The sequence below is a fragment of the Hymenobacter amundsenii genome (genome assembly GCF_002204745.1).
GTDB lineage: Bacteria > Bacteroidota > Bacteroidia > Cytophagales > Hymenobacteraceae > Hymenobacter > Hymenobacter amundsenii.
Genome location: NZ_NIRR01000023.1, coordinates 60,596 through 73,597 on the forward strand (window position 1 = coordinate 60,596; position 13,002 = coordinate 73,597).

Annotated in this window: 12 protein-coding genes; 1 reads left to right on the forward strand and 11 read right to left on the reverse strand. The window is 56.9% G+C overall.

The genetic code is table 11. The features are described 5' to 3' along the window. Window positions 1-43: 43 nt before the first annotated feature. The 6 genes from CDA63_RS13720 to CDA63_RS13745 form a co-directional block, all read right to left on the reverse strand. Window positions 44-1,435 (reverse strand): ABC transporter permease, encoded by a 1,392-nt coding sequence (locus CDA63_RS13720; protein ID WP_088465030.1) that lies wholly within the window; start codon window positions 1,433-1,435, stop codon window positions 44-46. A 137-nt stretch (window positions 1,436-1,572) separates the two neighbouring features. Then, window positions 1,573-2,517 carry an ABC transporter ATP-binding protein gene (locus CDA63_RS13725; protein ID WP_088465031.1) on the reverse strand — a complete coding sequence of 315 codons (945 nt, stop codon included), beginning with the start codon at window positions 2,515-2,517 and terminating at the stop codon, window positions 1,573-1,575. A gap of 80 nt (window positions 2,518-2,597) precedes the next feature. Beyond that, window positions 2,598-3,236, reverse strand: a complete 639-nt coding sequence (locus CDA63_RS13730; RefSeq protein WP_088465032.1) for a hypothetical protein — start codon at window positions 3,234-3,236, stop codon at window positions 2,598-2,600. After that, window positions 3,236-3,751: an RNA polymerase sigma factor gene (locus CDA63_RS13735; RefSeq protein ID WP_088465033.1), complete on the reverse strand. Its 516-nt coding sequence runs from the start codon at window positions 3,749-3,751 to the stop codon at window positions 3,236-3,238. The genes CDA63_RS13730 and CDA63_RS13735 overlap by 1 nt, the downstream gene beginning before the upstream one ends. A 203-nt stretch (window positions 3,752-3,954) precedes the next feature. Further along, window positions 3,955-5,100, reverse strand: a complete 1,146-nt coding sequence (gene dnaJ, locus CDA63_RS13740; RefSeq protein WP_088465034.1) for a molecular chaperone DnaJ — start codon at window positions 5,098-5,100, stop codon at window positions 3,955-3,957. A gap of 191 nt (window positions 5,101-5,291) precedes the next feature. Beyond that, on the reverse strand, window positions 5,292-5,840 hold the full coding sequence (locus tag CDA63_RS13745) for a nucleotide exchange factor GrpE (protein WP_088465035.1): 549 nt from the start codon (window positions 5,838-5,840) through the stop codon (window positions 5,292-5,294). Window positions 5,841-6,024: 184 nt separating this feature from the next. Between CDA63_RS13745 and CDA63_RS21130 the strand changes: the two genes are divergently transcribed. After that, window positions 6,025-6,384, forward strand: coding sequence for a hypothetical protein (locus tag CDA63_RS21130; RefSeq protein WP_206780460.1), 360 nt, complete (start codon window positions 6,025-6,027; stop codon window positions 6,382-6,384). 16 nt (window positions 6,385-6,400) lie between these two features. On the opposite strand, the gene obgE is transcribed toward CDA63_RS21130, so the two are convergent. The 5 genes from obgE to CDA63_RS13775 all read right to left on the reverse strand — a co-directional run bounded on the left by obgE (window position 6,401) and on the right by CDA63_RS13775 (window position 12,729). Further along, window positions 6,401-7,396: a GTPase ObgE gene (gene obgE, locus CDA63_RS13755; RefSeq protein ID WP_088465037.1), complete on the reverse strand. Its 996-nt coding sequence runs from the start codon at window positions 7,394-7,396 to the stop codon at window positions 6,401-6,403. 185 nt (window positions 7,397-7,581) lie between these two features. After that, on the reverse strand, window positions 7,582-8,205 hold the full coding sequence (locus CDA63_RS13760; RefSeq protein ID WP_088465038.1) for an adenylate kinase: 624 nt from the start codon (window positions 8,203-8,205) through the stop codon (window positions 7,582-7,584). Between the two features lie 121 nt (window positions 8,206-8,326). Next, window positions 8,327-8,866 (reverse strand): hypoxanthine phosphoribosyltransferase, encoded by a 540-nt coding sequence (gene hpt, locus CDA63_RS13765; protein WP_088465039.1) that lies wholly within the window; start codon window positions 8,864-8,866, stop codon window positions 8,327-8,329. 249 nt (window positions 8,867-9,115) lie between these two features. Then, a complete protein-coding gene (locus tag CDA63_RS13770; protein ID WP_088465040.1) occupies window positions 9,116-11,323 on the reverse strand; it encodes a sodium-translocating pyrophosphatase in 2,208 nt (735 codons plus the stop codon). A gap of 263 nt (window positions 11,324-11,586) precedes the next feature. Beyond that, complete coding sequence (locus CDA63_RS13775) at window positions 11,587-12,729, reverse strand: acyltransferase family protein (RefSeq protein ID WP_165768302.1); 1,143 nt, start codon at window positions 12,727-12,729, stop codon at window positions 11,587-11,589. Window positions 12,730-13,002 lie beyond the last annotated feature (273 nt).

Here is a 13,002-nt window from a genome sequence, read left to right on the forward strand (position 1 = left end):
GCAGCGGACGCGGTGGTTTCGCAGCAACGGGCGCAGGGTTCTGCTAGCCTTTATAAAACAGCCACTTCGACAGCTCGCGGTATGTGATTTTCTTGCCGTACATGAGTACGCCCACGCGGTAGATGCGGGCCGCCACCCACACCGTGCCGATGAAACCGATAATGAGCAGCCCAATGGAGAGGGCCAGTTGCCACATTGGCACCCCGAACGGCAGCCGAATCACCATGGCAATGGGCGAGGTGAACGGAATCATCGACATCCAAAAAGCGACCGGGCCATCGGGGTTGCGCAGGATTACGCTCACGCCGATAATATAGCTCAGAATCAGGGGCATCGTAATCGGGAACATGAACTGCTGGGTATCGGTCTGGTCATCCACGGCCGCCCCAATGGCCCCGAACAGCGCCCCATAGAGCAGGTAGCCACCCAGGAAATAAATCACGAACCCGAAGGCAATCATGCCCAGTGGCAGCCCGCGCAAGGCCTTGAACACGCCAAACCGCTCGGAAACGGCAGCGGCCGGCGTAGCGGCCGCCGACCCATCGGCGCTGGTTACCTGCCGGCCCACGGCGGCGGCAGCGGCTTGGTCGGCATCGGCGGAGGTGGCGGTAGTAGCAGCCGTTTCGGTTTTAGGCGCCGTTAGTTTATCGGCGAAGATGGCCGTTATGGCCGAAGTAGCCCCAACCGACAGAATGCCCCAAAGCAGAAACTGGGTGAGGCCCACGGCCGCGATACCGATAATTTTGCCCATCATCAGCTCAAACGGTTTCACGGATGAAAGCATGACTTCCATTATCCGGCTCGACTTCTCCTCCCCCACCCCACGCATAATCTGGACGCCGTACATGAAGATGAACGCGTAAATCAGCAGGGCCAGGGCATAGGCGATGCCGGAAGTCGCTAAGGCGTTGCTGTTTTTCTCCTTCCCGCTCTCATCGAGGTTGATGCTGGCCACGTTGATATCCGTTTTCAACGCGTCGAGCTTCTCCTGCGAGAGGCCCGAAGCCTTCATCTTATCCTCCGAAAACAGCTTGTCGAGGGCGTCTTCTACGGCCCGTTGCTTGCGGATGCTTACGTTGCCTTTGGCATAAAGCTGCACGCCGTTCGGGGTTGCCAGGCTCAGACCCGCCGGCAGGTAGAGCAGCCCGTCATCCTCCGATTTGAGGTATTGTTTTTTCACTTCCTCCAGATTGCCAGCCACAGGCCTGAAATGCATTTGTGGGGAGTTTACCAGGCGCTGGCCCAGGTTCTGCCCGCTCTTATCGAGCACCTGCACTGTTTCCTGCGTCTCGTTGTCGGAAGTGGCAATCTTGACGATGAAAAAGCCGAAGGCGGCAATAATTACCGGCACCAGCAGAGTTAGAATCAGGAAGCTGCGCTTTTTTACCCTGGTCAGGTATTCGCGCTGGGTAATGAGCCAAAAATTGGAAGGCATATCGTGGGGACTTGAAATCTGGAAAGAGTGGGAACGGGGTTGCTGAGCTGACGCCCAAGCGGGGAGTTTTCGATGGAGAAAAGACCATTGCGCTTTGTTGCGCTTCGCCTGGCGGTCTTTATCCTACTTGCTCCGTGCTAGGGCATTACGGGCTCTTCCATCAGCGTTTCGGGCATTGTTTCGCGCACCCTCCGGATGAAGATTTCGTTGATGCTCGGAATCAGCTCCCGGAAGGCCTGCACCTCCACGTTGCCGATCAGGTAGCGCAGCAAATCGTTGGGCGTGGTGCCCGCGTGCAGCCGAATGATGTCGTGGAAATGGCCGTTTTCGCGCTCATTGTGCTCCAGCACTTCAAAATCGGGATGCACAATCATCAGGCGGCCCTTGCCTTCCACGGAGTAGGTTTGGGTGCGAAACGTGTCCCTCACCGCTCCTACCGGGCCATCGAGCACCTTGCGGCTGCGGTTGATGAGGGCAATATTGTCGCACATTTCCTCCACCGATTCCATGCGGTGAGTCGAGAAAATAATGGTCGCGCCTTTGTCGCGCAAGGCCAGAATTTCGTCTTTGATGAGGTTGGCGTTGATGGGGTCGAAACCCGAAAACGGCTCGTCGAGGATGATGATTTTGGGCTCGTGCAGCACGGTGGCAATGAACTGCACCTTCTGCTGCATGCCCTTGCTAAGGTCCTCCACGTTCTTCTCGGCCCAGGGCGTCAGGTCGAGGCGCTGGAGCCAGGCCTTGATGCGCTGAGTGGCCTCGACGCGGCTCAGCCCCTTGAGGCGGGCCAGGTAGAGCAGCTGCTCGCCCACCTTCATCTTCTTGTAGAGGCCCCGCTCCTCGGGCAGGTAACCAATTTCAGCAATGTGGCGGGGGGCCAGCCGCTCGCCCCGAATGCGGATTTCGCCCTCATCGGCCCCAGTTATTTGGGTGATGATGCGGATAAGCGACGTTTTGCCGGCTCCATTGGGGCCCAGCAACCCGAAAATGCTGCGCTCCGGAATTTCCAGGCTCACATCGTTCAGGGCAACATGGTCGCCGTAGGTCTTGCGGACGTTCAGGGCTTGTAAGATTGGTTGCACAGAGAGGAATAGAAAGGTTGGAAGGTCTAATGTAGCGTTTTCTATATACTGCCGAAGCAGATTTCAACGAACCGGGCGCTTTAGTCCCGCAACTCGCGCAAGGCGGCCTCCAGTTGGTCGAGGTAGCGGCCGTGACGACGCTGGTGCTCCCTCTGGCCCATTACGTAGACGGTGTAAATCAGAATTAGCAAAACGATTGCTCCAGCCCCAACTGCAATTATATGCCAGTTCCAATCGGGATGCACAGGCGTGAGGTAAGCCCGTATGTCAGCCCAACGGACTACCACTCCCATTCCTACTATCAGCACTAAGGTAACTACGCCTACATAATCGTGCAGGCGCATCAGGTACCGGAATCTGCCAATCCGGCTACTCAGAAAGTGGTGCAAATCGTCGTGCTGCTGCTCCATCTGGTGGATAAGTTTCCGCCGCTGGTACACAATCGTCCCCACCAGACAAAGAACTATTAAAATGCCTGTTGCGAATAGCGGCATCTTGGCCGAATGCCGAAAGAAGATCAGCCCATCAAAGACGATTAACACTATACCCACCAGTATCAATTTCAGCTCCCGGGAAGCATTTTTTTTCAATTGAATCAGCGGGTTGGAAGAGGCATAAGAAGTGAGTATCGTGCGGAGTGCCTGCTCAGTGGGAGGTGAATCAGCGGGCAGGCCTGTAGGCTGCGCCTGCCACTGGCGGCGTAAATCGTCGAGTTCCATCAGGCGGGGTGGGTTAGCAGTTGGCGAAGCTTGTCTTGCACGCGGTGCATTTTTACGCGCACATTGTTCGGGGTGATACCGAGGATATCGGCCATTTCAGCGTAGGTTTTTTCTTCCAGGTAGAGCAGCACGAAGGTCTTTTCGACATCGGAGAGGCGCGCAATGGCGCGGTAGAGCTCGGCCAGGTCGTCGGGGTCGGGACCTTCGGGCGGGGGAACTGGCACCTCGGGCAGGGCCGCAGGGCCGAGCAGGCGGTCGGCAGCCGGGTGGCGGGTGCGGCGGCGCAAGTCGGAAATAGCGACGTTCAGGGCCACCCGGTAGAGCCAGGTGCTCACCTTAGCTTCGGGCCGGGCCTCATAGCGCGGCCACGCTCGCCACAACTGCAGCACAATTTCCTGATACAAATCCTGGCGGTCGTCGGCATCGGGGCAGTACAGCCGCGCCACCCGCCGCAACTGGGGCTGGTGCTCGTTGAGCAGTTCCACGAATTCCGGCGCGAGGGGAGCAAACGACATCTGGGAGGTTTTGTAGCGTGTATCGGCCGTTCCCGACTAGCATTACAAAATCAGCATAAATTTTTCTCGCAACCCCCTATAATTCGCTGCGAGAAAATAAAAAACGCCCACCTCAGACGAGGCAGGCGTTTCCGTCCACATGAATCAGTGAACCGAAGAACAAAGGCATTGAGTCCGCGAAAACTCGCGCTAATTCGTGGCCCTTATTGAAAGTACTCCTTCACTTTCTCGAAGAAACCTTTGTCGTTTTTGCCGGGGTTGGGCATGAAGTTGCGCGAGTCGCGCAGCTTCTCGAGCAGCTCCCGCTCCTCCCCGCTCACGTTCTTGGGGGTCCAGACGTTGAGGTGGATGAGCTGGTCGCCACGGCCGTAGCCATTGATATCCTTGATACCCTTACCCCGCAGGCGCAGGATTTTGCCCGGCTGGGTGCCCGGCTCTACCTTGATTTTTACTTTACCCTCGATGGTCGGCACCTCGATACTGGAGCCCAGCGCAGCATCCACAAACGAGATGTACTGCTCGAACATGATGTTATTGCCGTCGCGGCGCAGCAGCTCGTGGGCCTCCTCCTCAATCTGAATGAGCAGGTCGCCGGGCACGCCGCCCCGCTCGGGGAAGTTGCCCTTGCCGGTCATGCTCAGCTGCATGCCCTCGGCTACGCCGGCCGGAATATTAATCGGAATTACCTCCTCGTGGAGCTGGCGGCCGTCGCCGTGGCACACGTCGCACTTGCTGGTAACCACTTGGCCCTCGCCCTCGCAGGTGGGGCAGGTACTGGCGCTCACCATCTGGCCGAGCATGGTGTTCACCACCCGCTTCACCTGACCCTGGCCGTTGCAGGTACCGCAGGTTTTGAGGTCGGTACCATTCTTGGCACCCGTACCCGAGCAGGTATCGCAGGCCACGTAGCGCTTCACCTTGATCTTCTTCTCGACCCCGTTGGCGACTTCCTCCAGGTCGAGCTTGAGCTTGATGCGCAGGTTGGAACCCTTACGCACGCGCCGGCCGCCCTGCTGGCCGCGGCCGCCCCCAAAGAAGCTGTCGAAGCCGCCACCGCCGAAAATATCGCCGAACTGACTGAAGATGTCCTCCATGTTCTGGGGGCCACCGCCGCCACCGCCACCGCCGGCCTGATGGCCGTACCGGTCGTAGCGGGCGCGCTTCTGCTCGTTGCTGAGCACTTCGTAGGCCTCGGCCGCCTCCTTGAACTTGTCCTCGGCCGTTGGGTCGTCGGGGTTCTTGTCGGGGTGATATTTGATGGCCACTTTGCGGTAGGCCTTCTTAATCTCGTCGCCGGCCGCGTTTTTGGCTACGCTCAGCACTTCGTAATAATCTCGCTTCGTTGCCATGTTTGTTAAGCTATTAGCTGACAGCTACTAGCTGTTAGCTTTTGTTCTGCTTTCTGTCTTCGACTGATGATTAGGTCGAAAGCGGCATGTATCTATCCGTGAGCTACTCACTGTTGTTGCACCTATGCGCGGTCTTCGACCAAACAGCATGAAATCTAACAGCTAATGGCTGTTAGATTTCAGCTTAATTTTTACTGGCCCAACACTACTTTGGCGTGGCGAATTACTTTGTCGCCCAGATAGTAGCCCTTCTCCACCTCGTCCACAATTTTGCCCTTCAGGTCTTCCGACGGGGCCGGAATCTGGGTAATCGCCTCATGCAGCTCAGGGTCGAAGGCCGTGCCTTTAACCTCCATGGCAGTTAGCCCCTTCTGAGTCAAAGTCTTCTGGATCTTGCTCTGGATAATATCCACCGCCTCGCGCACCGCGTTGGCATCTTCCGTATCCTTGGTATGGTGGCGGGCCCGGTCAAAATCGTCGAGCACGGGGAGCAAAGCCACCATCAACTCCTGGTTAGCAGTTTTGAACAGGTCGGTACGCTCCTTGGAAGTGCGACGCTTGTAATTCTCAAACTCGGCCGCGAGGCGCAGGTACTTGTCTTTGAGGTCGGCCAACTCATTGCTGGTGGCCGATACCTCGGAGGCTGGCGCGTCAGCAGTTTCGTCGGTCATTTCGCCGGTTTCGGGAGCGGCGGAGTCGGTCAAATTGTCGTCTTGCGGCAAGTGCTGGTCGTCAGACATGGTCGTAAAATATCGTCGAAAAGGGTTTTTCACTGGATTGGCCTAAAGGCAAGAGCCTGGGCGCAAGGAGTAGGCCAAAGGCCGTTTGGCTGTCAGTTTGGCACAGCAAACGGCGAAAGGCGGCTGGTTGGTTCAGCGACTTTCCTGATTGGATTGCAAACCTGTGCTGCCTTTCTTTATGGGCATGGTCACTCCCCACGAATCAGTTCCTACTTCTATCCCTCAGCCCCCTTTTCCGTGGCTTCTGCTGCCAGGACTGGCATTTACGCTGCTACTACTTGTAGGCACCCTACGCGAATGGGTAGTCATTGGCCTCGTGGCAGATCCCACCACTATTGCCGGCTACCCCTTCGGATCGGAAGAAGCCATGAGCGACGGCGGCTGGTATTACCAAACCGCCGCCTTGTATGCCCACCACATGCTTATCGGGTGGATTTTGCTCCTTCCCGTCTGTTTGAGTTTCGCCGTAGCGGCGCTTCGGCGGGCCAGAAACCTGGTATTGCTAGCCTATGCGTTGCTGGCGGCTATCCTATACTTCTGGTAAGTAGCGCGGAAAGCTCCTACTCGGCGTGCAACGCCGTCCAGATCATATCCTTCAGGGGCTGGATGTTCTTGTTGGTCAGGCTGGAAATGAAGATGGTTGGCAACTCCGTGGGTAGCGTAGCCCGGATTTCGGCTTCCAGCTCCTCGTCGAGCATATCGGCCTTACTGATGGCCAGCAGCCGCTGCTTGTCCAGCAATTCGGGGTTGAACTGCTCCAACTCACTCAGCAGCACCTGATACTCGGCGTTGATATCGGGCGAGTCGCAAGCAATCATGAACAGCAGGATGGAGTTGCGTTCGACGTGGCGCAGGAAGCGGTGGCCCAGGCCCTTGCCCTCGGCCGCACCCTCAATGATGCCCGGAATATCGGCCATCACGAACGATTTGTAGTCGCGGTAGGCCACCACGCCGAGGTTGGGTGTGAGGGTGGTAAAGGCGTAATCAGCAATTTTAGGCGTAGCGGCCGACACTACCGAGAGCAGCGTGCTTTTGCCCGCGTTCGGGAAGCCCACCAAACCTACGTCGGCCAGCAGCTTGAGTTCCAGTACCACCCACTCGTCGATGCCCTCTTCGCCGGGCTGGGCGTAGCTAGGAGCTTGGTTGGTGGCCGACTTGAAGTGGTCGTTGCCGAGGCCACCCCGGCCGCCAGGCGTTAGAATCAGGCGCTGGCCGTCCTCCGTAATTTCGAGTTTCTTCTCGCCCGTTTCGGCATCGCGGGCCACCGTACCTAACGGCACCTGAATCACGATATCCTCGCCCTGCTTACCGGAGCGCAGGTTTTCGCCGCCACCTTCGCCGGCCTGGGCAATCAGGTGCTTGCGGTACTGAAGGTGCAGCAAGGTCCAGAGTTGGGAGCTGCCTTCGAGAATGATGTGGCCGCCACGGCCCCCGTCGCCGCCGTCGGGGCCGCCGTTGGGCAGGCCCTTGGCCCGGAAGAAGTGGTGCGAACCGGCCCCACCTTTGCCCGAGCGGCAGTTAATTTTGACGTAGTCGATGAAGTTATTGGAAGCCAATGCGTGAGGAGCTAGGAGTTAGAAGCCAGGAGATAGAAGACCCGACATCACTAAAAAAACCTGTCATCCTGCGCGAAGCGAAGGACCTTGTGCCACCATCCTACTGGCGATACAAGGTCCTTCGCTTCGCGCAGGATGACAGAAGAAGGATTCTGCCGCCGCCCAGACGGGCAGTGGCCACAAAGTTACGCTTTTACTTCCTTGGTCGCCTGCGTACTATTTTCGGAAGTGCCAACCTGGTGCTGGTCGAGGATGGAACAGATCTGGCCGAAAATATCCTCAATGGCCCCAATGCCGTTCAGGGCGTGAAATTTATTCTGGGTGGCATAGTAGCCGGCTACCTGGGCCGTTTCGGTGTTGTACACCGTTACGCGCTTGCTGATTTTGGCTTCGTCCTGGTCATCAGGGCGGCCCGAGGTTTTGCCGCGTTCCAGCAGGCGCTTCACTAGTTCGTCTTCTTTCACTTCAAGAGCCACCATGCACGACACCTTGGTTTGGTGGGCAGCTAGCAGCCGGTCGAGGCTTTCGGCTTGGGGCACGGTGCGCGGGAAGCCGTCGAAGATAAAGCCGGCGGCTTGCTGGTTTTCCTGCAGGGCCGAGCCAATCATGCCGATAACCACCTCGTCGGGTACCAACAGGCCCTCATCCATGAGCTTTTTGGCCTTCAGACCCAGTTCGGTGCCCCGGCTGATCTGGGCCCGCAGTAAGTCGCCGGTGGACAGATGAACCAGATTATAGCGGGCAATCAGCTTCTGGCTTTGCGTGCCTTTACCGGCCCCGGGAGGGCCGAAGAGTACGAGGTTAAGCATGAGTAGCGAAGTAGTACGCGGAAAGTAGAAAACAGGTGGGTTCTGGAAATATAAGCAAGGAATGGCAAAGGCCCTAGCCCGACGCGGCTGATTCAGCCAGCTGGCAGCGCTGCTCCGGGGCTTATACGGCCTTGTACACGTCGGGATAATTGCGGCCCAAACCGTCGAAATCGAGGCCGTAGCCCACAATGAAGTCGTTAGGAATACTGCGGCCCACGTAGCGCAGCGTCAGCTCGTGCTGCAGGCATTCAGGCTTGAGAAAAAGCGTGGCTACCTCCAACGACGCCGGCCGCTGGGCCCCGAGCGTGTCGAGGAGCATCCGCATGGTATGGCCGGTGTCCACGATGTCTTCCAGAATCACGACCGGGCGGCCTTGCAGGTCTTCGGTCAGGCCCAGCACTTCCTTTATCTCGCCGGTGCTGCTGGTGCCCGCGTACGAGGCCACCCGAATAAAGCAGACCTCGCAGGGCAGGCTGATGTGCTTGAGCAGGTCGGCAGCAAACATGAACGAGCCATTGAGCACCACGACGAATAGCAGCTGCTGGCCGGCGTAATCCTGGTTGATACGAGCCGCTACATCAGCAATGGCAGCCGTCAGCTCCTGGGCCGACATATACGGCTCAAACTGCTTGTTATGCAGCGAAATATGGTCCGGGTTCATCCGTTTAGGGTTGGGCCCTGGGTGAGTGGGCGCGTCAAAGGTAGCAGAAAAGCCGCTTTCGGGTTGGAAAACGGCTTCTGCCTGACGAGCACTGCTAGTTGCCAAAGCGCTGGTCATGTTAAGCGCACTGAAATTGAAGCAGCGCTACCGCCTCGTTGCCATACAACAAGGAACAAGCGAATAAACGCTTCAACTTAAGCCCACTCAACACAATGCGTTTCTCCGAGTTGCCTCCCTCCTGCTACTCCCTCACCGGCGCACCGTTACGGGCGCGGGCACGGCTGCAGGCGCTGGTTCGGCGGCCCGTACCTGAGTGGCGGGCGCTTCCAGCTGCTGGACCACGCCGCGCTCGGGTGCCGCAATATGGGGGGCGATAACCAGCGACACGATGCTCATGAGCTTGATAAGAATATTCATGCTCGGGCCCGAAGTATCCTTGAATGGGTCGCCCACTGTGTCGCCCGTGACGGAGGCTTTGTGGGCTTCGGAGCCCTTGTATTGCATCACGCCGTCAATCATCACGCCCTTCTCGAACGACTTCTTGGCATTGTCCCAGGCCCCGCCGGCGTTGCTCTGGAACATGGCCATCAGCACCCCGCTCACCGTTACGCCGGCCAGCGTGCCGCCCAGCACTTCGGGCCCGAAGGTAAAGCCCACCAGCACCGGCACCACCAGGGCAATAGCGCCCGGGAGCATCATCTCGCGGATGGCGGCCTGGGTTGAAATATCCACGCACTTCTCATACTCGGGCCGGCCGGTGCCCTCCATAATACCGGGAATCTCGCGAAATTGCCGCCGCACTTCCTGCACCATTGCCATGGCCGCCCGCCCCACAGCCGAAATAGCCAGGGCCGAGAAGATGAACGGAATCATGGCCCCCACAAACAAGCCGGCCAATACCCGGGCATTACTGATATCAATGCTCGTAATGTTGGCCGTACCCATAAAGGCCGCGAACAACGCCAACGACGTAAGGGCCGCCGAGGCAATGGCGAAGCCCTTACCGGTAGCAGCGGTGGTATTACCCACGGCATCCAGAATATCGGTCCGCTCGCGCACTTCCTTCGGTAAATCGCTCATTTCGGCAATGCCACCAGCGTTATCGGCAATAGGGCCGAAGGCGTCGATGGCGAGCTGCATGGCGGTGGTAGCCATCATGCCGGCGGCCGCAATGGCCACACCGTAGAGGCCGGCGCACTCGTAGCTGAGGATGATGCCGGCGGCCAGCACCAGAATCGGGAGCACCGTGCTTTCCATGCCCACAGCCAATCCGCCGATTACGGTAGTGGCGTGGCCCGTGGAGCTTTGCCGCACAATGCTTAGTACCGGCCGCTTACCCATGGCGGTGTAGTATTCGGTGATAATACTCATCAGCGTGCCCACAACCAACCCCACGACGACGGCCCAGAACACGTTCATGGCGTTGAACGTGACGCCACGAATCAGTAGGTCTTCGGTGGGCAGCATCCAGCGGATGATAAAGAACGAAGCCACCGCCGACACAGCCACCGAGACGTAGTTGCCGAAGTTGAGGGCCGCCTGCACGTTGCCACCTTCCTTTACTCGTACCAGCAGAATGCCAATCAGCGAGGCAACGATGCCCATTCCGGCAATCACCATCGGCAGTAGAATCGGCGAAAGGCCCTGGAACTGGTCGCCACGGGCAATTACTTCGCGCCCCAGCACCATGGTGGCCAGAATGGTTGCCACGTAGGAACCGAACAGGTCGGCCCCCATGCCGGCCACGTCGCCCACGTTGTCACCCACGTTATCGGCAATGGTGGCAGGGTTGCGGGGGTCGTCCTCGGGAATGCCGGCTTCCACCTTCCCCACAAGGTCAGCGCCTACGTCGGCAGCCTTGGTGTAGATACCGCCGCCCACGCGGGCAAACAGCGCAATGCTTTCGGCCCCGAGCGAAAAGCCCGTCAGCACTTCCAGGGCCGTTTCCATTTCGATGCCATTGGCCCCACCGCCCTTGCTCACCACAAACAGCTGGTAGAACACGATAAACAACGAGCCCAAGCCCATCACGGCCAGTCCGGCCACGCCCATGCCCATCACCGAGCCCGCGGTGAACGACACGTTCAGCGCGCGGCTCAGGCTGGTACGGGCGGCCTGGGCCGTGCGCACGTTGGCCTTAGTGGCAATCTTCATCCCGATAAAGCCCGCCAACGCCGAGAACACGCCCCCGATTAGAAAGGCAATAACAATGACCGGGCTCGACTTTTCGCCAGTGCTGCCCAGGTAGAACAGGAAGGCCGACGCAATGAGGCCGAAAATAACCATGACCCGGTATTCGGCTTTGAGAAAAGCAATAGCCCCGTCGGCGATATAGCCGGCAATAGTGCGCATGCGGTCGTCGCCGGCATCCTGGCGGCTCACCCAGCCCGAGCGAATCCAGGTATATAAGAGGGCTAACACGCCCAAAGCGGGCACAGCGTAAAGAACAGGCATCATAAGCGGTGGGAATAGGGTAAGTTGGATGAGAGACAGGATGGGGACTTTCGGGTAGGTAAAATAGAGTTTATTACCTGATTGTCAACCTGCCGACGGCAGACCTAAACCTGTTATTCACCTGTTGATTGCTAGGCATATGTCTTTAATGAACCCAATAAATGCAAAAAAGCCGCTCCGACGGTTCGGAAGCGACCTTTTTGCAAGCGTGTGTTGATATGTAATGTAGAGCCCTGAGTTGCTCCTCTGCTTGTCAGCAAGTGACTTTACACTTTGCGGAAGTAATTAATGGAAGGCCTTTCAGTAACTCTGTAAAGCAGATAGGAGGCCAATGTTACCAATGGCAGAGCGAGCCAATAGTAACGGGCGTAAAACACTGTTTCGCCCGTCAGATAAACCAAGCCGGCATAACACAGAAACAGTAATGGAAAATGATAGAGATAAAGAGAGAAACTAAAAACGCCAACTTTATGAAGTATGCGAATCACTATGTTTTTCGGGGAAATTTTACCGGCCAACAGCGTGGACATACTCAACACCGCCAATAGAATAGCGACCAGCCCGGATATGGGTTTGAGTTTGAGTACGGCCAATACTAGCAAAACCCCAAAAAGCCCCAACATCATTAACATCAGCAGCCACCCAGGAACCCGGCGGGTCCAGGTAAGCCAAGGTGTACGCACCACCGCATCGTAGAACATAGCTCCTACTGCGAAGTAGAAATTATACGTTAGCAGAAAGTTGGTGAACGGATCCAGCGACCCATGCTGGGTCCAGAGTAACCCTACTAGGTGAAAAGCCATAGAAAGAGCATAATAAGCCCGGATATGCCAGAAGGCCAATGGCACCGCCAGATAAAAAATGGCTTCCGGTAACAAAGACCAGTACACATCATTATACCCGATATACACGTTACCAACCCGCATAAAACCAAGCGTACGTACCACTCCGCCTAAGTTCAGGGTATTGAGCTCCTGCCAGGCCTGAGCCAACGTAGTATTTAGTTCCCGGCCATCATTAACTATTAATACAGTTGGCACTCCTTGTGCTACGCACCACAGACATACTATTGCCAGCACTGAAGCAAACAGAAAAGGGGGATAAATGCGGACAATCCGGTTGATGTAAAAAGCTATTGGCTTGCGGTGCTTACGCAGTTGAGCATACCGAATGAAGAAGCCGGATAGGACAAAGAAGAAAATAACCATTTCATATCCGGCTGAACTCAGCATATCGGTTCCGAAGGCCAGATAATCTATTCCTCCCCAGGTTGACCGTGGATGCATCTGCAAGTATTGCCGACCTCCTGACCACAGAATAAATTTCGCATGGAAAATCACTACGTAGAAGGCACAGAAGCCCCGTAAAGCATGCAGAATATCCAGCTCATGGTAAGTAAGATGTTGCAAAGGGGCCAATTGGACCACCGGTTTTGTAATAGGATTCACGCCTGACTCTAAACTATTGATGGTAGGACTTACGCAAAAGGGGTAAATTGAGGTAAAAATGAGGTGGTCCAGTTACGCTGGACAGTTTAGGGCACTAAGTTGAAGAAGCTGTTGGTGAGTGTGATAGGGGTGAAGTGAGGTGGTCTAGTTACGCTGGACAGTTTAGGGCGTTAAGTGGAAGAAGCTGTTGGTGAGCGTAATAGGGGGTCTGATAGTCGATGCTGGAGTGCAGCC